A 26204-nucleotide genomic window follows, 5' to 3' on the forward strand; every position below is an offset into this window, starting at 1 on the left:
CGCTGCCCGCGCTGCCCGCGCTGCCCGCGCTGCCCGCGCTGCCCGCGCTGCCCGCCCCGGCCGCCGGGGCCCCGTGGGGCGGGCGGTCCGTGCCGGGCCGTGACGGCACCGGGTGGGCCAGCAGCGTACGCCCGGCGCCGAGGCTCAGGGCCAGGCCGACGGCGGTGAGGGCAGTCAGATGGGTGGTGACCGTCAGATGCCCGGCCAGCAGGCCGCCGAGGCCGGCGCCGACCATGCCGCCGAGGCTGTAGGCCGCGTGGAACGCCGGCATCACGGGGCGGCGCAAGGCGGCCACCAGGTCGACGGCGGTGCTGTTCATCGCCACGTTGAGGCCGCCGTAACCGGCGCCGAAGACGAGGAGCACCAAACCGAGGGAGAGCGCCGACGTGGCGTGGGGCGGCAGCGCGACGCCCAGCGACATGAGCACGGCGGCGGCCACCGTCACCGGCTGGTGCCCGTGGCGCTGGCAGAGCCGACCGGTCAGCACCATGGTGGCCACCGCGCCCGCGGACACGCCGAGCAGGGCGAGACCCAGGGCGCCGGTCGAGGCGCCGGTCCGTTCCTTGATGGCCGGGATGCGGACGACCCAGCCGGCGAAGATGAAGCCGTCCAGGGCGAAGAAGAGCGTCAGCGCGACGCGTAGGCGACGGACGATCGGATCCACGGCGGCGCTTCCCCGTCCCCACGGAGTGGCCGTCCGTATTTTGTTTAACGTCGGCACAAAGCCAGAATAGGGGGGTGACCCAGACACGGACAAGACTGGAGCGGGGCCGGAGCGCCCTCGGACCCGCGCTGGAGCTCGTACACACCGGCCGCGCGCCCACGCGCGCGGTGCTCACCGCCGAACTCGGCGTGACCCGTGCGACGGCGGGCGCCGTCGCGGCCGAGCTGGAGGCGCTCGGCCTGATCCAGGTGGACTCGCGCCCCGGCGCAGCCGCCGGCGCCCAGGGACGGCCCTCGCACCGGCTCACCGTCGCGCCCGACGGCCCGGTGGTGCTCGCCGCGCAGGTGCACGTGGACGGGTTCCGGGCGGCGCTGGTCGGCCTCGGCGGGCGCATCGTCGCCACCGCCCCGGGCTGCATGACGGTGCCCGCCGATCCCGCGGCCGTACTGGACGCCGTCGTCGCGGCCGGTGCCGGACTGCTGCGCGAGTGCGGCCGGCGCTGTCTGGGTGCCGGGCTCGCCGTGCCCTCGGCCGTCGCCGAGCCCGAGGGCACCGCGCTGAACCCGTTGCACGTCGCCTGGCCGGCCGGCGCACCGGTGCGGGAACTGTTCCGGCGCAGCCTGGCCCAGGCCGGCATCCCGGGCCCCGGCGGTGCGCCGGCGCCCGGCGCGGTGGTGCAGGCGCCGGCTGCCGGGCACCCCGCGCGCGGGCACGCGGCGCCCGCCGGGCAGGCAGGCAACGACATCAATCTGGCCGCGCTCGCCGAGTACCGGCACGGCGCCGGGCGCGGTGCCAGGCAACTGCTGTGCGTGGCCACCGGGCACCGCGGCGTCGGCGGCGCGCTGGTGCTCGACGGGCGGCTGCACACCGGCAGTTCGGGTCTCGCCCTTGAGGTCGGGCACCTGACCGTGCGCCAGGACGGCCACCCCTGCCACTGCGGCAGCCGCGGCTGTCTCGACGTGGAGACCGACCCGCTGGCCTTTCTGACCGCGGCCGGCCGGGCCCCGGGCCCGGAGGTGTCGCTGCTCAAGGAGGCGCGTGCGCTGCTCCGCGACGAGTACGCCGACCCGGCCGTGCGCGCCGCCACCCACCTGCTGCTCGACCGGCTCGGCCGCGGTCTCGCCGGCCTGGTCAACATCCTCAACCCGGACCGGATCGTCCTCGGCGGCCTCCACCGCGACCTCCTCGAAGCCGCCCCGGAGCAACTGGGCGCCGTCGTCGCCCAACACAGCCTGTGGGGCCGCAGCGCCGGCGTGCCCATCCAGCCGTGCACCCTCGACTACAACAGCCTGGTCGGCGCGGCCGAACTCGCCTGGCAGCCGGTGCTGGACGACCCCCTGGCGGCGCTGGGCGGGTGACCGCCCGCGGGATGCGCCGCCCGGAGCCGGTGCCCGCGGCTACGCGTGTGCGCGCGTACGTGAATGATGCGGGGGGTTATAGGGGCGACTAGGCCGACGGGGGCGCGCGTGCGCGTGAGCGTCCGTGGATGTGGATGTGGATGTGACAGCTTCCCGGAAGGTGCGGCAGGGCTTTAGGGCGCTGTGGAGCCGGGGTCGCGGGGGGCGCGGCGTGGCGCGCGCCTGCTGACAGGGCGCCCGTATCGCCAGAGCCCCGCCCAGCCGACCATTCCGCCAACCCAACCCCGCACCCCCCGTAACCCAACCCCGTAACCCACGTCCGTAAGCGAGCGCTTCGGGCCCGCGCCGCGGGGGAGTGCTCTGGACTGTCTCGCGCGGCGTCGGCTCAGCCGGTAGCCGGTGTGGGCGCGTCCGGTTCCGTCGTGGCGGGATGCGGGGCGGGGGCCGGGGCAGGAACGGTGGGCGGGGGCGCTGGGGCGGTGGCGGGCTGTTGGGCGGTCACGGCGGCCAGGCGGGTGGCGATGCGTTCGGTGACCGTGTGAGCGGGGTTGGCCGTCAGCCAGTCGCGGGCGTAGCCGAGAGCGAGTTGCCACTGGTCAGGCGTGCAGTCCGACCGTTCGAGCAACTCCGCCAGCAGCGAGCCGACACCGCCCACCGGCTCCCGGCCCAACAGCCAGTCCAGGCTGTAGCTGATGGCTCGGGCCGACTGCTCGGGAGTCAACTGCTTGGTCAGGACGAGCCGCAGCAGCGGCTTGGCCTCGTTGCTCTCGGCGCCTTCGGCCTGGCGTAGGGCGCGCTCGATCGCGGCCTGTTCGTGTTCGTCCGACAGATGGCGGTTGCGCAGGAGCGCCAGCAGTACGGGGCGGGTCTTGAACGTCCTGCCGCTGGTTCGGGTCAGCAGGGCCAGCGCCTCTTCGGCCGCGTCCCAGAGCTGCTCCGGCGTGAGCTCGGGCGTCCGGAGCAGCGCGATGATCACCAGCCGGGCCTTGACCACCTCGTCGGAGCGCAGGTACGCCAGCGCCTGCCCCGCCACCGCCCGCCGCTGCTCGGGCAACAGCTCCTCGTTCTCCAGCAGGGCCACGAAGTCCCGCCAACTGAGCACCGAGGTCAGCGCGGCGTGCACGGCCGCGAGCATCAGTCGCGGATCGAGCGGGTCCGCGTCCGGCGAGGCGACACACGCGGCTGCGGGTGGCCCGCTGTCCACGCGCGCGGACGCCGACGGCCCGCCGCCCGCGCCGTCCGCCGCGCCACCCGCGCCCCGTACGGCGTCCGGCTCCCCGGCCGCGTGCGCGGTGGCGGCGGGCGACGGATCGAGTTCCGGTGACGCGTCGTCCGCGAGATGCGCAGGGGACGCGCCCGCGTGTGCGTGGGACGGCTTTGGTGCCTCGCGGTGGCGCTGGTCGGGACGGGTGAGCAGGCGCAGCAGGACGGCACCGCGCTCCGGGTCGTCCGGGTTGGCCAGCAGCCAGGCCCGGGTGTCCTCGACGCTGCGCAACCAGTCGCCGAACTCGTCGTCGCCGTGCGCGGTCAGGAAGGCCCGTACCTCCGGCGCCCAGGGCCGCTCGGAGTTGACCGCGTACCAGTTCAACGCGTGCACGTTCAGGGCGCGCCGCCGGTCGTCGGTCAGGTCGTGCCGGTCGGCGAGGGCGAACAGCACCCGCGGCGCCTCGGCCGCCCGCTCGCAGCGGGCCAGCCAGCGGAAGCCGAGTGCCGTCGCCTGCGCGTACGCCGGCTCCGGCAGTGCGCGGCCGAGCAGTGCGGGCAGCGGCTCCGGCGCCGTCCCGGCCCCCGTCTCCGCGCCTTCGGCCACCAGCCGGCTGGCCAGCGCGGCTGCCGTCTCCTCCTGCCGCGCGGTGAGCTGCGGCTGGTCGAGCACGGCGGCGACGGCGGCCCGTACGGTGCGCTCCGCGGCGTCGGGGGCCGTGCAGTGCGCCAGGGTGCGCTCCGCGAGGTTGTGCACCTCGGGCGCCGTCAGGTCGTCCAGGCCGAGCAGCGCGGCCAGGTCGCTCAGTCCGGGCGGGGCGAGCCCCCCGTTGCCCTGCGGCCAGCCGCGGCTGCCCCCGACCCAGCCGCGGGTGCGCAACACCCGCAGCCACAGGAACCCGCGGTCGCGGTGGCGCTGGGGGCGGGCGAGCCACTCCACCGCGTGGTCGAGCGCGCGCGCCTCCTGCGCCGGCCGCAGCTCCGGCGTGCTCAGCAACAGCCCCAGGGTCGGGCCGACCTCGTCGGCCGGGCCCTCGTCCACCCCATCGGCAGGGGCGTCTGCGTCGGCAGCGCCATCACCACCGGCAGCACCACCGGCGTTGGCCTCAGCACCGGCGATGGCCTCAGCGCCGACATCGGTGTCCGCACGCGCGCCCGCGCCCGCGTGCCCACCTGGACCCGCGCCGCCGCCCGTACCCGCGTCCGCGCCCGTACTCGTGCCCGATTCCGCATGTGCCGCTTCGACGTCCGCCGCCGCGCTGCGCCCCGCGCCGGCTGTGCCGTCCGTGCCGTCCGTGCCGTCAGCGCCGGGCTCCGCCCCGCTCGCCCGACCGCCGGTGGGGCTGTCCTCCCCCCGACCGCCGGGGCCACTGTTCCGCCCACCGCCGGAGGCTTCGTCCGCCCCGCCGTCGGCGGCCAGGGCGTGTGCTTTGAGCCAGTTCAAGGTGGCGTCGGCGGCCCGGCGTGCCTGGTCGCGGCGGAGGCCGCGGGAGCGCAGGGCCGCCCGGTGGACGGCGGCGGACACCGCGTCGGCGCCGTAGGACTCCAGCCAGTTCAGGGCGAAGTCAACGGTACGGCGCAGCCGCTCCCCGCTCTCGCCCCCCTCGCGCTCCGCGCTCCCGGCGCACTCCCCGGCCAGCAGCGCCACCAGCACCTCCGCGGCGTTCGGCGCCTGCGGATGGGCCTGCACCCAGGCCAGCGCGCGCTCGGCGAGCTCGCTCGCCCGCGGCCCGAGGTCCGCCCCGGTGAGCAGCGGAGACAGGACGAAGCCTGCGGCCGGCGACTCGTCGTACCGGCACACCCACTCCCACGCGAGGCGCACCACTTCGGAGCGTTGCTCGCCGGTGAGCGCCGGATGCGGCAGCAGCGGGCCGAAGACCTGGGCCGCCGACAGGTACTCCGCATGGCCGTGCTGCAACCAGGCGGCGGCCTGGTCCACGGCCCGCCCCGCGCGCAACTCCGCCAGGTCCGTCCGGCGCAGCAGCGCGTGGAGGACGAACCTGGCCACCGGCTCCGCCTCGTTGTGCCCCAGCCAGGTCAGCGCGAGCCCCGCGGTCTGCTTGCGCTGCGCCCGGGTGAGCTGCGGATGGGCCACCAGCGGGGCCAGCACCAGGCTCGCGGCCCGCTGCGCCGCGTGCCCGTGGCCGAGCCAGCCCAGCGCCGCCACTATGGTCCGCCGCGCGGCACCGGGCTCCACGTCGGCCCGGGAGAGCAGCCGGTGCAACACGTGCGAGGCGTCCGTGGTGTGGTGGGCGTGCAGCCAACTGAACGCGTAGTACGCGGCGGTCGACAGCCGCTGCCCGGTCAACGCGCGGTCGCGGCGCAGCAGCGCGCCGAGGACGAACCGGGCGGCCCGGTGCCGCTTCCACAGCGCCAGCCAGGCCAGCGCGTAGTCGACCACCCGCTCCTCGTACCCGGCGGGCAGGTCGTGCCGCTCCAGCAGCGCGTGGATCACGTGGTGCGAGGTCTCCGCCTCCGGGCCGCCCCGGTAGAGCCAGGCGAGGGCCGCCTCCACCAGGTGCTCGGGCACGGTCGCCGTCGCCGACTCGACGGCCTGCGCCAGCAGGGCCCGGGCCGCGGGCGAGTCCTTCTCGCGGACCAGCCAGGGCTGTGCCACCTCGTCCCAGACCCCGTCCGCGGCCCCCTGCCAGGGCCGGCGGCTGAGCAGCGTCAGCAGCGCCTGCCGGCCCTCGTCGCCGGCCCGCTTGAGCAGTGCGCCGACCCGCGCCGCCTGGGACCGCAGCCAGTCGCCGCCGACCCTGGCCACCTGCCGGTTCTGGGCGTCGTCCAGATCGGCGGCCAGCCGCGCCAGGTGGCCGGCGAAGCCACCGAAGGTACGGGCGGTGATCAGCGAGGTGGTGAAGACGTCCCGTACCGAATCCAGGTGCACCGGGCCCGCGGGCAGCAGCAGTTGCCGCACTAACTCGTCCGTGACGATGTCGTGGACCACCATGAGCTGGTCCTCGTGCGGCTCCTCCAGCCAGCCGAGTTCGGTCAGCGTACGGACGATGTAGTCGCCGTCGAACCCGCTGCCGCGGTCGGTCAGGAAGGCGTCCACCGCCGCGACGACCGCGTCCCGCGGCTGCGGGCAGGCGTAGGCGGCGACGGTCGCGGCCAACTGCCGGTCACTGGGCGGGCGCGGCGTCGCGTCCTGGTCGCCGTCCCCGTCCGGTGCTTCGGGGGAGCGTAGCCGGTCCTCCTGGAGCCGCGGGTCGAGCCAGGCGAGCAGGTCGTCACTGCGCCAGCCGGACAGCCGCGGAATGTCCTGCCTGGCCACGAAGCGCCGCTCGATCTGGGCCGCGACCAGCAGGGCGATGATCGGCCGATTGCCGCACGCCTGCCGGAGCGTGGGGTGCTTCATGCGGTCCAGCGCCGTCGGGGCGACCCGCGGCAGCATCGCGTCGATCACGGCCGACTGGTGCCCGCTGTCCTGGCGCAGCGTCACCTCGTCGAAGAGCTGTCGTACGCCGCGCTTGCGCAGCACCGGCAGCGTGCCGGGCCGGGTGGAGGCCACGCAGGCGACCTGGATGCCGCGCTCGGCGGCGCCGAGCATGAACTCGTCGGCCAGCGCACCGAGGTCGAGCTGGGCACAGGTGTCCAGGTAGTCGAGCACCAGCAGCACGCGCGACTGCCCGGCGTCGAAGACGGCCTGTTCCAGATGGGACACGGTCAGCGAACGCTGCCGGTCGGTCCGTACGTGCAGGACGTACCAGCCCGCGTCGTGCGCCGCCTGCGCCACCTCGAAGCAGGTCCGCGTCTTGCCGGTGCCCGCCGCCCCCACCAGGAGCACGCCGCGGCCCCGCTCGGGACCGGTCAGCCGGTCGAGGAGGCGCTGCGGCGCGGCCTCGCTGTGCGGCCCCGGGCTGACGAACTCCAGGTGCTCGGGCAGCAGGTAGCTCTTGGTGCCGCGGAGCCCGGCGAGGACGCTCTCGTGGGTGCGCACGTTGCTGGGCAGCGCCCGCGGCGCGCCGCCGGGCAGCGGGACGTCGACCGGTTCCGGGTTCACCTCGTGCGCGCGCAGGTAGCGGGCGAACTTTCCGGTGTCGGCGAGGGAGTCGACGCGGGTGGCGACGGCGGAGCGGGTGCCGGCCGGTGTCAGATGGGTGGTGTAGACGCCCACGACCAGGTGCGGGGCGTCGGGGCCGGTGCCGCGCCTGGCGAGCACCGCGGCGCCGGAGAACCCCTCCCACGGGGAGCCGGCGCCGGCCACCGCCGTCGGCTGCACCGATTCGTGCCACAGGTCGAGCCCGTCGACGTCCGGTTGCGAGGCGAGTTGGATGGTGCCGGTGGCCTGCCGGCGCCGCGACCTGCCGTCCTCGCGGGCGAACCGGGGGAAGCCCATGGCGTGGAACGGCAGCGTGCCCACGGCGGAGGGCAGCCGCCCGAAGCGCAGCGGCGCCAGCGCGTCCACCGCCTCGTCGAGGACGAGCAGCGCGAGGTCCTGCGCGGGCGCGGGCACCACGAGCTCCACGTCGGCCGAGGCGGAGCCGCGCCCGGGCGCCGGCCGTAACACCCGGTACGCGCAGGTGGCGTCGTCCACCACGTGCCGGGCGGTCAGGACGAGCTCGCCGGTCAACAGGAAGCCGGAGCCGCCGTAGAGCACGGTGCCGTCGGGTCGGCTGATCCGTACCACCTCGACGGCCCGGTCCGGCAGGTCATGCACGCCGTCGTACCTCCCAACCGTCGTTATTCGGGACGCCGTTCGGGCCGGGAGGCGATCCGCACCTGGTCGCCAGCGGCCGTCTCGGCAGCCAACTGCAAGGAGAGCGCGTGTGTGGTCGTGGTGGTCGACGAGGCTCCGCCATCGGCCGAAACCAACCAGAACTTCAGCCCCGCATGGCCCTCTTCTGCATTTTCCACCGCCACTTGGAGATCGAGGCTGATGGACTCGATACGAAACTTGATCGCCTCGTGCTCGCCATCGGCCATGGCCTCCGCCAGTTCGGCCCGCAATCCCTGGATGGCCCGTGCGAGCCCGATCTCCGTACCCATGCCGCCGCTCCCCTCGCGCAAGAGCCCTCACCGTACACGCGCCGATCGACCCTGATCACATGGTGGCCGGTGCTGGCGGCCCGTGCCCAGACGCCGGGCCGTACGGTCTCGATCCCGGGGTGCCCCGTGTGCTGACCGCCGGACCCGATCGAGCCGGCGCACGCCCCAACTGGCGGGAACGGTCGGGCCGATGGGCTGGAAGTCGGCGGTGTCTGAACGCGGGGCGAACCCTGCGCAACCCCGCCGCCCGACCACCTGCCACCGGCCCGGCCTCCTGTCCGGCCCCCTGCCCGGCCCCTTCCTCGGGCCCGTGCCCGGCCCCGTCCGTCTCTCGGCGGGTTCTTTCCAGCCGCCCGCCCGCTCCCCGTCCACCTCTCGCCCGGCGGGTCCTGACCGGCCGCATCCGGCGCGTGCCCCGCACCCCGCGTGCCTCCGCACGCCGCACCTCGCGGGCCCCGACCACGCGCAGCGCTCGCCCACCCCCGCACGGGCCCCCGCGCCCCCGCCCACCTCCGCGCACCCCGCCTACCCCCGCGGGCGTACGCCCGACACGCGTCGGCGGGCCGGTGACCCGTGCGGCAGCCGGCCGCGGCGCCGCGCCCGCACCGCGCCGTCCGGCACCGCGCCACCGCGGTGGTACCGCCGCCCGCCACGTCTACTCCCGGTGGGGTACGCGGACGGCCGCTGGCCGTACGACGACGTCAGGGCCGCCGCGGAGCAGGCTCGTACGTGTCTGGTACAGCCCTTCCACCGAGGAGTCCGATCACGATGAACACGCTCGCGCACGCCTGGGGCGACGGCGGCGGACCCGGCCCCTGGATCCTGCTCGTTCCGTTCGTCTGGGCCCTGGTCATCGGGGGCGGCATCGCCGTGCTGCGGCGCACCGTCTGGCGTGGCCGCGGACCCTGGCAGCGCTCCGCCGCGCCGGCCGCGCACGCACCGCTGACGATCCTCGGGCGCAGGTTCGCCGCCGGGGAGATCGACGAGGAGGAGTACTGGCGGCGCCTCTCGGTCCTCAGCGAGGAGTTCGGGACCGGGGCCAAGGGCGGTGCGGCATGAGCCAGCACCCCAATCCGACGGCCCCCGGCACCTCACCGCAGACCGGCTTCCCGCTGGCCTCCGGCACTCCCGTACGGGCCGACGGCCATCCGCCGGCCGGCGCCCAGGTGCGGCCCGGCGCCCACCCGGGCGCCGGCGCGCCCCCAACAGCGAGTGGCCACGCCGCACCGCACGGCCACCCGACGCACGACGCCAGGCCCACCACCGGCGCCCACCCGATCACCGGCGTTCAGCCGACCACCCCCACCCCCGCCGTCCGTGTGGTCGACGCCGTCAAGGTCTACGGCGCGGGCGACACGGAGGTACGGGCCCTGGACGGGGTGAGCGTCGACTTTCCCGCCGGGCGGTTCACCGCGATCATGGGCCCGTCCGGCTCCGGCAAGTCCACCCTGATGCACTGCGCGGCCGGTCTCGACACCCTCACCTCAGGCTCCGCCTTCCTGGCCGAAACCGATCTCAGCACGCTCGACGACCGGCGCCTGACGTTGTTGCGCCGAGCCAGGATCGGCTTCGTCTTCCAGGCGTTCAACCTGGTACCGACGTTGACCGTGGCCGAGAACATCAGCCTGCCGCAGGACCTGGCAGGGCAGCGCACCGACCCCGACTGGCTGGCGGAACTGGTCGACGTCGTCGGACTCGGCGGCCGGCTGCACCACCGGCCGAGCGAACTCTCCGGCGGCCAGCAACAGCGCGTCGCCGTGGCCCGCGCGCTGGCCAGCCGCCCCGAGGTGGTCTTCGCCGACGAGCCCACCGGCAACCTCGACTCCCGCTCCGGCGAGGAAGTGCTCGGCCTGCTCGGCGCCGCTGTCCGCACCATGGGCGGCACCGTCGTCATGGTCACCCACGACCCGGTCGCCGCCTCCCACGCCGACGAGGTCCTGATGCTCGCCGACGGACGCCTGGTGGACCGGCTCGCCGAACCCACCGCGGAGCGCATCCTGAACCGGCTGGGCGAACTCGGCCGCGACGCGCGGTCGGAACGGGGCGCGGCGTCATGACCGGCAACCGCGCCGTGCTGCGACTGGCCCGCGCCTCGCTCCGGGCCCACAAGCGACGGTTCGTCGGCACCGTGTGCGCCGTCGTACTCGGCGTCGCCTTCCTCGGCGGCACCCTCGTCATGAGCGACACCCTGCGCGCCAGCTTCGACACCCTCTTCGGCAACGCCACCAGCGGCACCGACGCCGTCGTCCGCAGCGCCGACGTCATCACCACCGCAGGCAGCGTCGCCGGCACCCGGGAGCCGGTGGACACCAGCCTGGTGCGCACCATCGAGCGGTTGGACGGGGTGGCCGCCGCCGAACCCAACATCCAGGGCGCGGGCCAACTCGTGGGCAAGGACGGCGACGGCGTGGGCGGCAAGGGCCCGCCGACCCTGGCCGGCAACTGGATCACCGACGAGGAACTGGCCTCCTACCAACTCGCCGAAGGGCGCGCCCCCAGGGCGCCGGGCGAGGCCGTCATCAACCGCGGCGCGGCCGAGGCGGGCGACCTGAAGATCGGCGACCGGACCGTGCTCCGCACCCCGGAGCCGCATCCGATCACCATCGTGGGCCTGGCCACCTTCGGCGGCGAGGACGGCATGGGCCAGCTCACCTTCACCGGCCTGACCAGGGCGGACGCCGAACGGTTCCTCACCGCGCGGCCGGGCCAGGCCGCCAGCATCCAGGTACGGGCCGACTCCGGGACCAGCCAGCAGGAGTTGGTGGACCGGCTGGAGCGGGTACTGCCCCGCGGCATCGAGGCGATCACCGGCGAGGAGTCGGCGGAGGAGAACCTGGACCAGGTCTCGGGCACCTTCCTCACCCTCTTCACCACCCTGCTCCTGGTCTTCGCCGGCATCGCCCTGCTGGTGGCCACCTTCTCCATCCACAACACCTTCGCCATCGTGGTCGCCCAGCGCACCCGCGAGAGTGCGCTGCTACGGGCGCTCGGCGCGGTCCGGGGCCAGGTCATGACCGGTGCGCTCATCGAATCCGCGGCGGTGGGCCTGGTCGCCTCGCTCATCGGCCTCGTCGCGGCCATCGGTCTCGCGGCCGGCCTCCAGGCGCTCTTCCCGGCCGTCGGCTTCCCCTTCCCCACCGGCGACCTGGTGATCGAGCCGCTGTCCCTGCTGCTGCCGCTCGGCGTGGGCGTCGTGGTGTGCGTGGGTTCCGCGCTGCTGCCGGCGCTGCGGGCGGGACGCACCGCCCCGCTGGCCGCGCTGCGGGAGACCGCCGTCGACCACTCCGCCGCCTCCCGCGTCCGCAGCGCGAGCGGCGCGGCCCTGGTCACCGTCGGGGTGGTGCTGACCGTGGCGGCCACCGTCGCCGACCCGCCCTCGATCCCGCTCACCGCGGCGGGCGCCGTGCTGACCGTGGCCGCCTTCGTCGTACTCGGCCCGCTCGCCGCCTCGTACGCGGTACGGGCACTGGGCGGCCCGCTGCGCGCCCTGCGCGGTGTCGGCGGCGTGCTGGCCGGTCGCAACGCGCTGCGCAGCCCGAAGCGCACGGCCGCGACGGCGACCGCGCTCATGATCGGCGTGAGCGTCGTGTCGCTGTTCACCGTGTTCGCCGCATCGCTGAAGGCCACGCTCAACGACACCGTCTCGCGGACCTTCGCCGGCGACGTCGCGGTCAGCGTCCCGGCGTTCGGCGGCGGTGGCGCCGGCCTGAGCCCCGGCCTCGCGCCCGCCCTGGACGCGCTGCCCGAGGTGGACACGGCGCTCGGCCTCGGCCGCGGCGTGGCCAAGGTCGACGGCGCCGGGCAGGAGGTGACCGTCACCGACCCGGCCGCCCTCGCGCGCGTGCTCGACCTCGGCACCACCCGCGGCGACCTCGACGGGCTCGGGCCCCGCGGCATCGCGGTCGCGGCCGACGTGGCCGACGACCACGGCTGGCGGGTGGGCAGCAGCGTCCCGCTGACCTTCGCCGACGGCACGCGCACCCCGTTCACGGTACGGGCGGTCTATGCCGAGGCCGACCTGGCCGGCGACTACCTCATCACCCGTCAGGCGTGGGCGCCGCACCGGGGCCAGGACTCCGATGCGCTGGTCGCCGTCGCCTTCAAGGACGGCGTGTCCACCAGCGCAGGCAAGGTGGCCGTCGAACGGGCCGCGGAGGACTGGGGCAACCCGCAGGTGCAGACCCGGGACGAGTGGGCCGAATCCTCCGCCGGCGGCATCGACATGATGCTCACCCTGGTCTACGCGCTGCTCGCACTGGCCGTCCTGATCGCCCTGCTCGGCATCGCCAACACGCTCACCCTCGCCGTCCACGAGCGCACCCACGAACTCGGCCTGCTGCGCGCCGTCGGCCAGACCCGCCGTCAGCTCCGGGCGATGGTGCGGTGGGAATCGGTGCTGGTGGCCGCGTTCGGCACGCTCGGCGGCCTGACCCTCGGCGGCTTCCTCGGCTGGGCGCTGGTCAAGACCGCGGTGGCATCGGGCGACGGCACCTTCGCCCTGCCGCCGCAACAACTCCTCGTGGTGGCCCTGGTCGGGGTGGTGGCCGGCGCACTGGCCGCCCTGCGCCCCGCCCGCCGCGCGGCCAAGCTCGACGTGCTGCGCGCCATCGCCACGGAGTAGCCCCGCCCGCCAGCCGGTACCACGCACCGGCTAGCACTACTCACCGGCTACCCGCCCACTGGCCGAACCCGCCCGCCAGGCGCCCCGCTCCGTAGGCACCACCGGCCCCCGACCGTTCCGCGACAGGGACGGCTGGGGGCCGGTCCCACGTTCTCCGCCGTGCCGCGCGTTCTCCATCGGGGCCGGCCTGCGCCAGCCCCGCGTCAGCCGGCAGTCGTGGCCGGAGCGGACCGCCGCCCGGCCGGCGCAGGCTCCTGCTCCGGCTCGGCCACCGGGTGCGCTACGGACAGCGGGCCAGCCACCCCGTGCTCGACGGGCAGCGGGTCGGCGGTGGCCGGCGCGGAGGTCCGCGGCGGCTCGCCGGCGGGTGGGTGCGCTGGCCCGCCCGCCGCCCGCCCGGCGCGCTGCGCCCACGGCTCGGCCCGCCACCCCACGGGCAGCGCGAACCACACGGCCTTGCCGCCGGCCACCTGCCGCACGCCCCAGCTCTGGCTGACGGCGGCGACCAGCGCGAGCCCCCGGCCGTGCGTGCCCAGCGGGCTCGGGGCGGGCGGCACGGGTTCGCGCACGTCGCGGTCCCGCACCGAGACGGTGAGCTGGTCGAGCACCCAGACCAGGTCGACCGTGCAGCGCTTGTCGGGCTCCGCGTGCAGGTACACATTGGTCAACAACTCGGAGACGCCGAGCGAGACCGACTCGATGAGCTGGTCCAAATGCCAGTAGCGCAACTGCGCCGATACGATTCTGCGGACCTGGCCGATCCGCTCCGGGAGAACCTGGACCTCCACGGTGCAATGCCTGCTGGGGCTGCTGATCACGGCTGCGACTCCCGGGAGAAGTAGGGCTAGCCTGAATCAGGTGTGGGCGGAGAGGGCGTACGTTCGGAGCTGACCGCCGTACCTGACCAGCGCGCTGGTTCGCAGCGTAGCCGCTGTTCCACTCTCAGTGACACCGATATGCGTCCAGAATCGGACTATTCGCCCAGCCGTGCAACTCGCGCGTCAGCGGCTGTCGGACTCGTCCTGCGCCGAACGCACCGCGTCCAGGAAGCGCCGCGCGGTAGCGGGACCGTCGCAGGACCCCGCGTCCTGCTGCCCGAGGGTCAGTACGTACCGGGTGCCGTTCACCGTGGCGCGCGCCTGGTCGCCCGAGGCGAACCACGGTCGGCCCGCCTGCACCGACCCCAGCGGGGCGCTGTCGATCTCGCTCCCGTAGCTGGTCAACAGCTCAAGCCGGCCGTCTCTGATGAGCACCTGCCCGGCCCGGGTCACCGAGCGCAAGGAGCGCTCGATCCGTACGCCGGTCGCATTGAACTCGGCCTCCGCCACGATCCACGCCTCCCCATCGCACGAGCGTCCGCGCCCGTCGGTCCTTCGCAGCCGACCGCGCCGCCACCCTACGTCCACTGGGCAGTCTGCCTGCCCCGCGAGCCGGACACCAGTGCCCATTTATGATCGAAAACGGGCAGGCTCACGGCCGGTGCCCTGCAACCGCACGAGGAGTGGCATGGACAGCACCAAGACGATCGACGTCGACCGCACCGACCCGGCCCACCGCGCCTGGTTGAACGAGGCGATCCGCCGGGTGCAGGCCGATGCCAACCGATCGGCCGACACCCATCTGCTCCGCTTCCCGCTGCCCGAGCGCTGGGGCATCGACCTCTACCTCAAGGACGAGTCCACGCACGTCACCGGCAGCCTCAAGCACCGGCTCGCCCGCTCGCTCTTCCTGTACGCGCTGTGCAACGGCTGGATCAGCCCCGGCCGGCCCGTCGTCGAGTCCTCCAGTGGCTCCACGGCCGTCTCCGAGGCGTACTTCGCCAGCCTGATCGGGGTGCCCTTCATCGCCGTCGTGCCCCGGACGACCAGCCGCGAGAAGTGCCGCCTCATCGAGTTCCACGGCGGCCAGTGCCACTTCGTGGACGACCCGAGCACCATGGCCGCCGAGTCCATCGCCCTCGCCGCCCGCACCGGCGGGCACTACATGGACCAGTTCACCTACGCCGAGCGAGCCACCGACTGGCGCGGCAACAACAACATCGCCGAGTCGATCTACCGTCAGCTCAGCCTGGAGCGCTACCCCGAGCCCGCCTGGATCGTGGCGACCGCGGGCACCGGCGGCACCTCGGCCACCATCGGCCGCTACGTGCGCTACCTGCAACACCAGACGCTGGTGTGCGTCGCCGACCCGGAGTTCTCCGGCTTCTTCGACTTCTGGGAGTCCGGCGACGAGAACGCCCGGTGCGACCGCAGCTCGCGCATCGAGGGCATCGGCCGGCCGCGCGCCGAACCCAGCTTCGTACCGGGCGCGGTCGACCGGATGATGAAGGTCCCGGACGCCGCGAGCATCGCCGCGATGCGCACCCTGGAGCGCGTCGTCGGCCGCAAGGCCGGCGGCTCCACCGGCACCGGCCTGTGGAGCGCGCTGAAGATCGTCGCCGAGATGGTCGCCGACCAGCGCACCGGCAGCGTCGTCACCCTGCTGGGCGACCCGGGGGAGCGCTACCTGGACACCTACTACTCGGACGCCTGGCTCGCCGAACAGGGCCTGGACATCGCGCCGTACGCCGACACGCTGGACCGCTTCCTGACAGAGGGCGTCTGGCGCTGACGCCACCAGGGGGCGGCGTGCGCCGGTCGCGCCCGCCCCCGGTCGGCCGCCCGGCGCGGGCCCCGGCCGCCGGTTGCGCCGGGCTCAGCGCGTCGGTACGGCACGCTCCCCGGCCACCACGAGTTCGGCCACCTGCTCCGCCATCTCCTCGCGCGCCGCCCTGGCCAGCCCCGCGTCGGTCACCAGGACGTCCACGTCCGCCAGCGCGGCGAACGAACTCAGGCCCACCTTGCCCCACTTGGTGTGATCGGCGACCACCACCACCCGACGGGCCGAGCGGACGAAGTGGCGGTTGGTCTCCGCTTCGGCCAGGTTCGGCGTGGACAGGCCGGCGTCGGCCGACACCCCGTGCACGCCGAGGAAGAGCACGTCGAAGTGGAGCGAGCGGATCGCCGCGTCCGCCACCGGGCCCACCAGCGAGTCCGACGGCGTCCGCACGCCGCCGGTGAGCACCACCGTCGCCGCGTCGCCGGGGCGCTCGGGGCGGCCGGTGCCGTCGGTGGCGGGATCGGCCGACCGCCACGCGCGGTGGAACACATCGGCGATCCGCATGGAGTTGGTGACCACCGTCAGCCCCGCCACGTCCACCAGGTGTTGCGCCAGGGCATGGGTCGTCGTCCCGCCCGACAGTGCGATGGCCGAGCCGGGCGCCGCCAGGGGCGCCGCCGCGCGGGCGATGTCCTCCTTCGCGCTCAGCTCCAACCCGGACTTCGCCTCGAATCCCGGCTCGTGCGTACGGGCCTCGGCGACCGGTACGGCACCGCCGTGCACCTTCTCCACCACGCCGAGCCTGGCCAGTGCGTCCAGGTCCCGCCGGACCGTCATGTCCGACACCTTCAGCTTGCGCGTCAACTCGTTGACCCGCGCCCCGCCGTGCCGCCTGACCTCGTCGAGAATCAGGGCCCGCCGCTGCTCCGCGAGGAGGTTCTGGTTCTCGCTCACCTCGCCCGTCCCTTCCGCCCAGCCGCCGATGTCCGCGCACATCTTCGCACGTGGGTAGGGTGCTCCCGGATCGGGCACAATCGCATCGGCGCAGGAATACGGCACCTTGGGCAGGGCGCACCAGGCACCTGCGGACACCGCGTGCGCAGCGGCGCAGACGTCGCCCCAGCGCAGCCGGGCAGCCTTGGCCCACACACCGGATCGGGGGAATCGGTGGCACACACGACGCGACCTGACGACGAGACCAACCCACGCCCCACACCCGAAACACCCACACCCGTCACACCCATCACACCTCAGACACCTGAAACACCTGAACCAACCGAGTCACCTGAAACACCCACACCCACGACGACAACCACACCAGCGACGACCACACTCACACCCACCACACCCACACCCGCCACACCCACTGCACCACCAACCCCAGCCAGCGCAGCCGTCGTACCTGCCGCACCCCACACACCGGCGACTGCGGACCCACCGCCCCCGCCGGACGGCACCCCCGGCGTGCCGACCGCGCCCACCCCGCCCGCGTGGACCGACCCGCCCGTCCCCGTCCCCGCCCCCACGGGTGCGACGCGGGCCCCGGAGTTGGCGCTCGAACTGCTGGTGCACGGCGTCGGGGGCGCCACGCCCGCCAAGATGCTCGACGACGACCCGCGGACCCAGCGCATCACCGGTGACGAGACCGCGGGCATCTACCGGCACACCGAGGACGCCGACGCCGAACACCGCCCGCAGGACTACCGCGACCGCCCGGTGCCCGAGGCGTACTGCTGGTCGGGACTGACCTCGGGCGACGGCTCGCGCGCACTGTGGCTGCTGCTGCTCCCGTTCATGATCATCAATCTCGCGCACTGGAACCGGCCCGCCGCCGACCGCCGCGAGGGCACCGTACGGCTCTACGGGCTGCTGGTGCGGCTGATCGCGCTCACCCTGACCGTGCTGCTGGTCGCCGCCGTGTGTGAGGTGGCGCTCGACCTGACGGCCTGGCAGTGCGCCGGCTCCACCGCCTGCGCGGACGGTCGGTCCTGGCTCGGCTTCGCCGCCCCGGGCGGCGGCTGGTGGAGCCAGCCCGGCCGCCGGATCGCGCTGACCGCCCTCGCCCCGCTCGCCCTCATCGGGCTCCTGTGGTTCCTGTCCACCCGCACCTGGAGCGCGTACGAGTCGGCGCCGCCCATCGAGCGCACGCTCAACGAGGACGACCCGGCCGTCGCCCACCAGCCGGCCCTGCGGCTGCCCGGCTTCTGGTACGGCCGCCGGCTGGTGGCCCGACTGCGCGCCATCCACACCGCCGCCGGCTTCCTCACCATCGCCGCCACCCTCACCGCCGCCACCGCGCGGTACGACCGGGAGCCGGGCGGGCCGGCCGCGCTGGACGCCATCGGCTGGACACTGCTCGCACTGATCCAGGTCAGCGGGCTCGCCGTGCTGTACGCGGTGTGCCACCGCGGACGCAGCGAGACCGCGATCGACCACACCCTGGACCGGCTCGCCGTACGCAAACTGCCCGGCTTCTCGCTCGTCCTGCTGGCGCTCTCCGCCCTGTACGCCGGCTGGTCGCGGCCCGACTGGCGGTCGCAGGGCCGGCTGCCGGGCGACCAGAGCTTCGGCCTCATCGCCCTCACCCAGGTCGCGCTCATCCTCGCGCTGGCCGTGGTGGCCGGCGTCCTCTACCGCTCGGCCGCCCGCGACGGCCACACCGGCGGCCTCGCCCCGCAGCACGCGGCAACCGGCGACCAGCCCGACCGCCGGGTCCGCACCCCGCTGGCCGGACTCGCAGGACCTGCCGTCGCGGTGCTCGGCTGCGCGCTCGGCGGCGTGCTCACCGGCGGCGTCGCCCAACGCTTCGCCGACTGGCTGGACGGCGGGTCGACGCCCGGCATGGGCGGCGGCCCCATCGCGGGCCCGCCCGTCGTGCTGTCCTGGCAGGCCGCGGTGATCCCGCCGATCCTGCTGCTCCTGGTCCTGTTGCTGCTGGTCTTCGTGTGGCGGGTCGGGCGGGTGCGCCGCACGTTGGAGCCGACCATGGCGGACGGCTACCCCGGCGCGGCCCCCGACCCCGTACGCAGCGAGGAGATCGCCAAGACCATCGCCCGGGCTGGCGTCACCGACTCCATTCCGTGGATCATCGGCCCCGCCGCCCTGATGACGCTGCTGCTCGGCTGTCTCGCGGTGGCCGGCGCCTGGGCCACGGGCGAGGTGCCGGGCCGGGCGGCCGACGGCACGCCGGCGTTCGTCGACGCGGTGGCCCAGGCCGCGCAGGGGCTCGGCTCCTGGCTGGTGGGCGTCGTGTTCGCACTGCTGCTTGCGCTCGGCCGGCGCGCCTACCGCGACTCGGGCGCCCGCCGCACCGTGGGCATCCTCTGGGACGTGGGCACCTTCTGGCCGCGCGCCGCGCACCCGTTCGCGCCGCCCTGCTACGCCGAGCGCGCCGTCCCCGACCTCACCTGGCGGATGCAGACCTGGACCGAGAACACCGGTGGCCGCCTGGTCATCTCCGGCCACTCGCAGGGCAGCGTGCTGGCCGCGGCGGCCGTGTGGCAACTGGACTGGCGCACCCGCCGCCGCGTCGCCCTGCTGACGTACGGCTCGCCGCTGGAGCGGCTGTACGGGCGCTGGTTCCCCGCCTACTTCGGCCCGGCCCAACTGACGGCGCTCCACCAGGAGGTGCACTGCTGGCGCAACCTGTGGCGGTACACCGACCCGATCGGCGGCCCCATCGAACCGCCGGCCCTCGGCGACCCGCGGGTGCCCGCCGGCCGGCCGCCCATCGACCGGGGCGCGCTCAAGGACCCGCTGGTCTACGGCCGCACCGCCGATCACCCCCTGCCCGGACCGATCCTCGGTCACTCCGACTACCAGGCCGACCCCGCCTTCGCCGTGGAGCGGGCCGCACTGCTGGCCAGACTGGGCGACGGGGGAGTGCCCGGGCAGCGCGCGACGCAGCAGCCGACTCGGCACGCTGCGGGCGGTGGCGGCGGAGCCGCTGTCGCTGTCGATGCCGACGTCGCGGCCCCGCGGGCCGATCCGGCGCCGGCGGGCTGAGCCCGGGCCGGCGCCGGCAACGCCCGTACGGACCGCGCTGATCGAGCCCGGCGGCGCGGTCCGGTCGCACCCGGCGGCTCGGCCCGCGCGTCGGCCCGCGTGGGACCGGCCGGCTGGGGCCCGGCCCCGGCGCAGGTCAGGCCCGGCCGGGATCGGACAGCGCTGGATTCGGCCCGGCCGGGTCGGTCGAGCGCGGGTTTCGGCCCGCGGGCCCAGTCAGGGCAGTTCGGGCAGGTCCGTCGGGTAGAGCAGGGTGAGGTCGTCGGTGCTCGGGTCGGGGTGCTGGGCCACCCGGCCCGCGTGCCGCTCGACCATCGCCTCGAACGTCTGCCGCGCCGTACGCCCGTTGCCGAACGCCGCGCCCCTGGGGAACGCCGTGAAGTACTTGACCAGCATCTCCGACGTGCCTTCGGCAAGCCGGTACTCGTGCTCCTCGGCCTGCTGTTCCACGATCCGCAGCAGCTCCTGCGGCGCGTAGTCGCCGAAGGTGATCGTCCGTGAGAAGCGGGAGGCCACCCCGGGGTTGACGGACAGGAAGCGGGCCATCTCCTCGGTGTAACCGGCGACGATCACCACCACCGCCTCCCGGTGGTCCTCCATCAGCTTCACCAGCGTGTCGATGGCCTCCCGGCCGAAGTCGCGCCCGGAGTCCTCGGGGGAGAGGGCGTACGCCTCGTCGATGAAGAGCACCCCGCCGCGGGCCCGCTCGAACGCCTCCTGGGTCCGGATGGCGGTGGAGCCGATGTGCTCGCCGACCAGGTCCACCCGGGACACCTCGACCAGATGGCCGCGCTCAAGCACCCCGAGCGAGGCCAGGATCTCGCCGTAGAGCCTGGCCACGGTGGTCTTGCCGGTGCCGGGCGAGCCGGTGAAGACCAGGTGGCGGCGGACCGATGCGGCCTTCAGGCCCGCCTGCTGCCGTCGGCGGCCCACCTCGATCATGTCGGTCAGCGCCCGCACCTCGCGCTTGACGCTCTCCAACCCCACCAGGGCGTCCAACTCGCCGAGCACGGCGGTGGACTCCCTGACCGGCACGGGCTCGGCCGCCGCCGTCGCCCCTGCCGCCGCGGTCGGGGCGGTGCGCTGGCCGGGCAGGCCGCCGAGCAGGCCGACGGTCTGCACCGCTGGCTGGCCGGCCGCGCCCGAGGAGCCGCCGGCCAGGCCGACCGGGTGCGAGGGGCCGGCCGTGGCGCTCTCGTCGCTGGTGCAGTCCTCGCTGACCGGCCCCGGCTCGGCGAACTCGTAACCGCCGCGGGCACAGCGCTCGGTACGGCACCGGGTGAGCGTCGAGCGGCAACCGTCGATGACGTGGAAGCCGTAGCCGCCGCTGCCGGTGACCCGACAGCCGTGGAAGGAGCCGCGGCCCTCCGCCGACACGTAGAAACCGGCCTCGGTGGGGGAGGTCACGGTGCACCGCTCGATGGTCGGGTCGGCGCCCTTGGTGACGATCACGCCGGTGGCCACGGAGTCGATGGTGCAGCCGGCCAGGGTGCCGCCGCTGCCGTGGTCGCGGAACCAGGCCCCGGTGGCCGCCTCCCGCACCCGGCAGTCGTCGAGTTGGGCACTGGCCCCGTCGCTGACCGACACGGCGGTGTTGCGCACCTGCGTGAGGTCGCTGTCCACCACGTCCACCCGGGAGCCGCGGTCGAGGACGAACAGCGCGTCCGGCACGTCGTGCACCCGGCACGAGTCGAGCACCGCAGCCGCCCCGTCGCTCACCCACACCGCCGGGTAGTCGCCGGTGCTGTCGTAGATCTCGCACTGGTTGGCGTCCACCCGGGTGCCCGGGTCCCACACCGAGAGTCCGTTGCGGCCGAACCTGCGCACCGTGGACCGGGTCAGCGTGAGCACCGAACGCGACCGCAGGTCGATGGCGTTCTCCGGGACGTCGTGCAGGTCGCAGTCGGCGAGCGTGAGCACCGCGTCGGTGTCCAGGTTGACCCCGTCGGCCGTGGTGCGGTGGATCTGACAGTTGGTGAGCAGGGCCGCGGCGCGGGTGGCGACCTGTACGCCCGAGCCCTTGATCTCGTACACCTCACAGCCCACCGCCTCAAGGGTGCTGCCCTCGCCGGTGACCGAGAGCCCGGCACCGCTGGCGTGGTGGATGCGGCAGCGCTCCAACCTGGGGTGCGCCCCGCCGCGCACCGAGACCCCCCACTGGCCGGCCGCGACCACCTCACAGTCCTCGAAGACCCCGGCCGCCCCGTCCAGCACGCTGAACCCGATGCCGGCCGGATTGTCCACGGTGCAGCGGCGCACGGTGGGCCGTGCCGTGCCGCGCACCTCGATGCCAACGGCCGAGCGGGTGGCCACCCGGACGTCCGCGAGGTCCGCCGCGCCCTCCTCGACGAGGAGCGCCGGCGCGGCCGAGTCCTGGCCCTCGATGTGCAGGTCACGCACGACGGCCGCGGCCCGCACCGTCAGCGCCACCCCCTCGGTCGGGGCGATCCGCACCGCCCCCCGGGCGCCCTCGGGCCCGCGCAGCGTCACGGCCCGCGACAGCACCACGTTCTCCCGGTAGGTGCCAGGGGCCACGGTGAGCAGGTCGCCGTCCCCCGCGGCCTCCAGGGCCGCCGTGAGCGAGGCGTACTCTCCCGTGCGCCGCCGCCACCGCGACGTACCGCTGTGCGTCACCTGGACCGAGCCCTGTGCCATGGCTTTGTCGTGCCCCCACCTCGTGCGTGCGTCCACCGGTTACGGCCGTGTGGTGTACCGGAGGAACACCGTAGCGTGCGCCGTGTGGGGGAGTTGACCGGTCAGTGTCCGGTGCCCGGCATGCCCCGGTCCGAGCCCGCCGGGGCCGGTCGCAGCCGCCCCACCGGCCCCGCCCGGCACGGGGTGACCGGCGCGCGGGGCGGGCCGGCACCGCCGGTGTCACCGCAGCCGCATCGCCAGCGTGACGACGGCGCCGACCGCCCCGGCACTGACCGCCAGCCGGTCGGAGACCAATCGGGTCAGCCACAGGCCGCGCCCGCTGGGCGCCCCGTCGAGCCCCGGCAGCACGTCCGGGATCACCGCATCGCTGAACCCCGGCCCGCGGTCGCTGATGGTGCACTCCAGTTCGTTGTCGATCCGGCGCAGCAGCAGGTGCCCCCGGCCGCCGGCGTGCTCGATCGCGTTGGTGGCGATCTCGTCCACGGCCAGGACGAAGTCGCCGCGCCTGGCCTCGGCGAGCCCGGCCCAGGCCGCGCGCTCCTCCACCAGGACCCGCAGCAACGGCAGGTCGCGCGCGGTGAAGTGGCGGTCGAGCAGTCGTCCGTCCGACTCGCCGTCGAAGGGGCGGCGGGGATCGGCTAGCACTGACGGCTCACCTCGATCAACGTGAGCGTGGGCAGGTCGTCGGCGCCCAGGCGGCGCAGGGTGCGGGCGACCGTCGGCGGACAGGCGACCGACAGCGGCGGGCGGCCGGCCGCGGCGAGCACGAGCAGATCGCTGGCGCAGCCGAGCGAGAGGAACTGGAGCCGAGACAGATCGACCGTCAACTGCCCGGTCGGTCCGGTACGGGTGAGCGCGGCCCGCACCCCGGCGCGGAACTCCGCCCGCCCGGTCAGGTCCGCCTCGCCGACCATCCACAGCGTGTCGTCGGTGGCCGCGATGGTGAGCACCCCGAGCCGGTCCAGCAGGCGGTAGGGGTGGGCCACCGCCATCCGGTCCAGCACGTCGGCGCCGAACCAGTGCCGGTCGTACGCGCAGACCTCGCTGTAGGGGCGGTCGGTGAACAGGTGGTCGACGTGGGTCTCACGGTGCATCACCAGGCGCGGGTCGATACCCAGTCGACGCACCCAGGCCATGTCGATGAAGACGCGGTAGCCGGTGTAGCCCTGGCGCACCGCCCGGTCGGTCTCCTCGGCCAGCCTGGACTCCTGGCGCGGGATGGTGAAGTCGCCGTCCGGGCTGATCAGCGCCTGCATGGAGGTGCACTCCAGTTGGCCGCTGGCCAGCGCCGGGGCCATGGACGGGCCGCCGGCGTGCAGGGCGCTGCGCACCTCGCGTACGTCCAGGTCGGGATCGGCGAGCACCGCGACCTTCTCGCCGCGCGCCACGCCGAGCCAGGCGAAGGCCGCCATGAGCTGCGCACGGGACTCGCCGTCTCCGTAACTCACGAAGGCATGGTCTCCTGGTCGCATGTGGTGCACGGGCATCAGCCGGCCGCGCTGCGCATCCGAGACGGGCATCTACCTGTCGCCCCTCTCGTGGCTGTCGCCGGCTGTCGTCCACTGCCCGCACCTGCTGTGGACCGTTTGCTGTCCACCGTGGCAGTACGGCTGCTGGTGTGGAGCCCCTACGGGGGCGCTTTCCGCGACAGACACTACGGGGAGTAAGGCGACGCGCCCCCCGGCGTGATCTCTATTGCATGCATTGCATGGATATTGCTCGGGAGTTGCCCAGACGCTGCCCGAAACTGGTCACTACTCAAGGATCTTGACCGGATCGCCCACCCGGAGGGTCCCGGTGTGCTCGGGGATCAGGTTCTGCCCGAACACCACCTTGTTGCCGATCCGATGGTGCGCGGCCAGCGTCCACAGCGGCTCCCTGCCGCGCTCGGTCGTCCGCTGGTCGGTGGTGGTGATCACGCACCGGGAACTCGGCTTGGCGACCCGGAAGACGACGTCGCCGATGAGCAGCTTGCGCCAGCCGTCCTCGGCCCAGGGCGTACCGCCGTCCACGACCACGTTGGGCCGGAACCTGTTCATCGGCAGCGGGCCCTCGTGCGCGTGGTCCCCCTGCGCGATCAGGGCGTTCAGACCCGCCAGCGAGGCGGTGGTGGTCAGCAGCAGCGGCATGCTGTCGGCGAGGCTGACCGTTTCGCCCGGGCGCGCGTACTCCGGGCTGATCGGCCGGCGCCGCGCGGGGTCGTCGAGGTGGACCAGATGCACCTTGCGCCCCAACAGTTCGCTGAACCAGGCGCTGCCCGCGCCCTCGGTCCACACCAGTTCGACCGGGTCCTTGAACACCCGCACCGTGGAGATGCGGCTCGACTCCGGGTCGGGCGGCGACACGGTCAGTGGCTGTTGGCCGTCGGCGCTGAGGGCGATGCTTCCGTCCGGCAGCGGCCGGGCGGCCCCGAGGGCGAGCCGGGGCAGTTGGCGCTGCGTCAAGAACGTGCCGTCGGGCTTCACCAACAGCCAGCGGCGGTCGCCGGCGAGCCCCCACGGTTCGACCGTGGCCTCGCTGAGCGCGTGTCCGCCCACGGACTTGACCGGATAGACGTGTATCGCGCTGAGCTGTGCGTCGGACATGCGCTCATCTTGCCAGCAGCAGGCCGTGCCCGTGGCGGCAGGTGGCCGCTGCGTGGTCGGGCCACGTGGCGTACGGCACGTCCGGGGTCCCCCGGCAGACGGTCGCTGGACCTGCCAAGACGCCGCCTCCGGTGGATTCCCACCGCGCCCGCGGCGTGCCCGCGGGCGGCGTCGACCGGAGCGGCTGTGCGATCAACGGGGGCCGGCCACTGGCCGGCGGGTGGCTCAGTAGCCCTGGCCCGGGTGCGGGCGGCCGTACTGCTCCGGGTAGGGCGCCGGGTTCGGCCGCGGCGCCGCGGGGCGGGCGGCGATCGGGCGCATCGCCTCGTACCCGTTCGGCGAAGCGGGGCGCTGCTGCTGCCCCTGCTGCGGGCCCGGGTAGCCGCGCGGGCCACCGGACTGCGGCGGGATGTACGGCGCCGGCGCCTGCTGGAGCGCGGGCTGCCCCGGGGCCTGCTGGCCGTACGGGGGCGGGGTGTGCTGTCCCTGGGAGGGGCCGGCCGGCAGTGCCGGCAGGGCCGCCGGGAGCGCCGGCGGGAAGTGGCCGCCCGGGTCATACGGCGACGGCACACGGATCGGTGCGATCTGAGGTGTGCCCCGCTCGGCGACAAGGCTGTCGTAGATGGGGGTGTCGGCGAAGTCCGGCGCGGGGTAGTAGCCGCCGCCGTAGCCGCTGCGGGGGAGGGTCATAGCCCTTAAGTTAAGCCCACCATGTGCTGGTTGGGGAGCCCGGCAAGAGTGTTGTTTCACGGGTTCCGTAGGGTCGTGGCACCTAATACGAGCGAATTCGGGAAAATCGGTCGCCGAGGTACGTTGAGATCCTGTAAAGAGCACGTTCTGGACGGGTCGCCAACAGTTCTTCCGGTGCCCGGCGAGTGAAAGGAAAGTGGGGGAACATGACGATGCGCAAGGGCATGAACGTGCCCGTCCCGGCCCCGGCGGTACGAATCGAGCTGGGCTGGCGCGGCGGGGCGGGTGTGCCTGACGTGGACGCGTCGGCCCTGCTGTTGGCCGGTGGCAAGGTCCGCTCGGACGCGGACTTCGTCTTCTACAACCAGGCCCAACACGCCTCCGGCGCGGTGCGGCACGAGGGCAAGCGCACCGGGGCCGAGGTCACCGACAGCCTGTCGGTCCAGTTCGCACAGGTCGAGCCGGACGTCGAGACCATCGTGCTGGCCGCATCGGCCGACGGCGGCACCTTCGGCCAGGTGCCGGGGCTGCACATCAGGGTGTTGGACGCGGCCGGCGGCGCCGAACTCGCCAGGTTCGACAGCGACGACGCCTCCGTGGAGACCGCGTTCGTCCTCGGCGAGCTCTACCGGCGCCAGGGCGCTTGGAAGTTCCGCGCCGTCGGTCAGGGGTACGACACCGGCCTGGCCGGCCTGGCCACCGACTTCGGCATCACCGTCGACGAGCCGCAGCCGGGCCCCGCCGACACCCCGGCCGCCCCGGTGACCGCTCCGCCCCCGCCGCCCACGGCCCCGGCCGCCCCGCTGCCCCCGCCGCCCGGCGCGGCCCCGGTC

General features: G+C 74.5%; 18 protein-coding genes. 7 read left to right on the forward strand and 11 right to left on the reverse strand.

The genetic code is table 11. The features are described 5' to 3' along the window. On the reverse strand, positions 1 to 721 hold a 721-nt coding region (locus ACMA1D_RS17590), incomplete at its 3' end, for an MFS transporter (RefSeq protein ID WP_414724931.1). A gap of 17 nt (positions 722 to 738) precedes the next feature. Between ACMA1D_RS17590 and ACMA1D_RS17595 the strand changes: the two genes are divergently transcribed. Then, positions 739 to 2022 (forward strand): ROK family protein, encoded by a 1284-nt coding sequence (locus tag ACMA1D_RS17595; RefSeq protein WP_414724932.1) that lies wholly within the window; start codon positions 739 to 741, stop codon positions 2020 to 2022. 385 nt (positions 2023 to 2407) lie between these two features. Here the strand turns inward: ACMA1D_RS17595 and ACMA1D_RS17600 are convergent, their stop codons facing one another. Both ACMA1D_RS17600 and ACMA1D_RS17605 read right to left on the reverse strand, forming a co-directional pair. Then, the gene (locus ACMA1D_RS17600) at positions 2408 to 7888 is read right to left on the reverse strand and encodes a trypsin-like peptidase domain-containing protein (RefSeq protein WP_414724933.1); all 5481 of its coding nucleotides are present in this window, start codon (positions 7886 to 7888) and stop codon (positions 2408 to 2410) included. A 23-nt stretch (positions 7889 to 7911) separates the two neighbouring features. After that, complete coding sequence (locus ACMA1D_RS17605) at positions 7912 to 8217, reverse strand: trypco2 family protein (protein ID WP_414724934.1); 306 nt, start codon at positions 8215 to 8217, stop codon at positions 7912 to 7914. Between the two features lie 768 nt (positions 8218 to 8985). Between ACMA1D_RS17605 and ACMA1D_RS17610 the strand changes: the two genes are divergently transcribed. From ACMA1D_RS17610 to ACMA1D_RS17620, 3 genes are all read left to right on the forward strand, one after another. Beyond that, entirely contained in the window at positions 8986 to 9276 is a 291-nt protein-coding gene (locus ACMA1D_RS17610; RefSeq protein ID WP_414724935.1) for an SHOCT domain-containing protein, read from the forward strand. Positions 9277 to 9494: 218 nt separating this feature from the next. Continuing rightward, the gene (locus tag ACMA1D_RS17615; protein WP_414724954.1) at positions 9495 to 10274 is read left to right on the forward strand and encodes an ABC transporter ATP-binding protein; all 780 of its coding nucleotides are present in this window, start codon (positions 9495 to 9497) and stop codon (positions 10272 to 10274) included. Continuing rightward, entirely contained in the window at positions 10271 to 12838 is a 2568-nt protein-coding gene (locus ACMA1D_RS17620) for an FtsX-like permease family protein (RefSeq protein ID WP_414724936.1), read from the forward strand. Before ACMA1D_RS17615 ends, ACMA1D_RS17620 begins: the two co-directional genes overlap by 4 nt. Positions 12839 to 13041: 203 nt before the next feature. On the opposite strand, the gene ACMA1D_RS17625 is transcribed toward ACMA1D_RS17620, so the two are convergent. Both ACMA1D_RS17625 and ACMA1D_RS17630 read right to left on the reverse strand, forming a co-directional pair. Next, positions 13042 to 13656: an ATP-binding protein gene (locus tag ACMA1D_RS17625; protein WP_414724937.1), complete on the reverse strand. Its 615-nt coding sequence runs from the start codon at positions 13654 to 13656 to the stop codon at positions 13042 to 13044. A gap of 183 nt (positions 13657 to 13839) precedes the next feature. Continuing rightward, positions 13840 to 14166, reverse strand: a complete 327-nt coding sequence (locus ACMA1D_RS17630; protein ID WP_414724938.1) for a hypothetical protein — start codon at positions 14164 to 14166, stop codon at positions 13840 to 13842. A gap of 178 nt (positions 14167 to 14344) precedes the next feature. On the opposite strand from ACMA1D_RS17630, the gene ACMA1D_RS17635 reads away from it, so the two are divergent. Next, entirely contained in the window at positions 14345 to 15448 is a 1104-nt protein-coding gene (locus tag ACMA1D_RS17635) for a PLP-dependent cysteine synthase family protein (RefSeq protein WP_414724939.1), read from the forward strand. A gap of 84 nt (positions 15449 to 15532) precedes the next feature. Here ACMA1D_RS17635 and ACMA1D_RS17640 read toward each other — a convergent pair whose 3' ends face one another. Then, positions 15533 to 16390, reverse strand: coding sequence for a DeoR/GlpR family DNA-binding transcription regulator (locus tag ACMA1D_RS17640; RefSeq protein WP_414724940.1), 858 nt, complete (start codon positions 16388 to 16390; stop codon positions 15533 to 15535). 510 nt (positions 16391 to 16900) lie between these two features. On the opposite strand from ACMA1D_RS17640, the gene ACMA1D_RS17645 reads away from it, so the two are divergent. Continuing rightward, entirely contained in the window at positions 16901 to 19441 is a 2541-nt protein-coding gene (locus tag ACMA1D_RS17645) for a hypothetical protein (protein WP_414724941.1), read from the forward strand. 216 nt (positions 19442 to 19657) lie between these two features. On the opposite strand, the gene ACMA1D_RS17650 is transcribed toward ACMA1D_RS17645, so the two are convergent. From ACMA1D_RS17650 to ACMA1D_RS17670, 5 genes are all read right to left on the reverse strand, one after another. Further along, positions 19658 to 22096 carry a right-handed parallel beta-helix repeat-containing protein gene (locus tag ACMA1D_RS17650; RefSeq protein WP_414724942.1) on the reverse strand — a complete coding sequence of 813 codons (2439 nt, stop codon included), beginning with the start codon at positions 22094 to 22096 and terminating at the stop codon, positions 19658 to 19660. A gap of 219 nt (positions 22097 to 22315) precedes the next feature. Continuing rightward, complete coding sequence (locus tag ACMA1D_RS17655; protein WP_414724943.1) at positions 22316 to 22741, reverse strand: ATP-binding protein; 426 nt, start codon at positions 22739 to 22741, stop codon at positions 22316 to 22318. Further along, on the reverse strand, positions 22735 to 23544 hold the full coding sequence (locus ACMA1D_RS17660; RefSeq protein WP_414724944.1) for an MEDS domain-containing protein: 810 nt from the start codon (positions 23542 to 23544) through the stop codon (positions 22735 to 22737). The genes ACMA1D_RS17655 and ACMA1D_RS17660 overlap by 7 nt, the downstream gene beginning before the upstream one ends. A 306-nt stretch (positions 23545 to 23850) precedes the next feature. After that, entirely contained in the window at positions 23851 to 24681 is an 831-nt protein-coding gene (locus ACMA1D_RS17665; RefSeq protein ID WP_414724945.1) for an MOSC domain-containing protein, read from the reverse strand. Positions 24682 to 24906: 225 nt separating this feature from the next. Next, positions 24907 to 25371 carry a DUF6643 family protein gene (locus tag ACMA1D_RS17670; RefSeq protein ID WP_414724946.1) on the reverse strand — a complete coding sequence of 155 codons (465 nt, stop codon included), beginning with the start codon at positions 25369 to 25371 and terminating at the stop codon, positions 24907 to 24909. Positions 25372 to 25577: 206 nt separating this feature from the next. On the opposite strand from ACMA1D_RS17670, the gene ACMA1D_RS17675 reads away from it, so the two are divergent. Next, positions 25578 to 26204: TerD family protein (locus ACMA1D_RS17675; protein WP_414724947.1), on the forward strand; the 627-nt coding region annotated here is incomplete at its 3' end.

Origin of the sequence: Streptomyces sp. 796.1 (genome assembly GCF_047525675.1) — a bacterium.
Classification (GTDB): Bacteria; Actinomycetota; Actinomycetes; order Streptomycetales; family Streptomycetaceae; genus Streptomyces.

Coding starts and splice junctions, on each gene's coding strand:
- ACMA1D_RS17605 (WP_414724934.1), bottom strand. CDS start 8,217: ATGGGTACGGAGATCGGGCTCGCACGGGCCATCCAGGGATTGCGGGCC.
- ACMA1D_RS17610 (WP_414724935.1), top strand. CDS start 8,986: ATGAACACGCTCGCGCACGCCTGGGGCGACGGCGGCGGACCCGGCCCC.
- ACMA1D_RS17620 (WP_414724936.1), top strand. CDS start 10,271: ATGACCGGCAACCGCGCCGTGCTGCGACTGGCCCGCGCCTCGCTCCGG.
- ACMA1D_RS17635 (WP_414724939.1), top strand. CDS start 14,345: ATGGACAGCACCAAGACGATCGACGTCGACCGCACCGACCCGGCCCAC.
- ACMA1D_RS17650 (WP_414724942.1), bottom strand. CDS start 22,096: ATGGCACAGGGCTCGGTCCAGGTGACGCACAGCGGTACGTCGCGGTGG.
- ACMA1D_RS17665 (WP_414724945.1), bottom strand. CDS start 24,681: ATGTCCGACGCACAGCTCAGCGCGATACACGTCTATCCGGTCAAGTCC.
- ACMA1D_RS17670 (WP_414724946.1), bottom strand. CDS start 25,371: ATGACCCTCCCCCGCAGCGGCTACGGCGGCGGCTACTACCCCGCGCCG.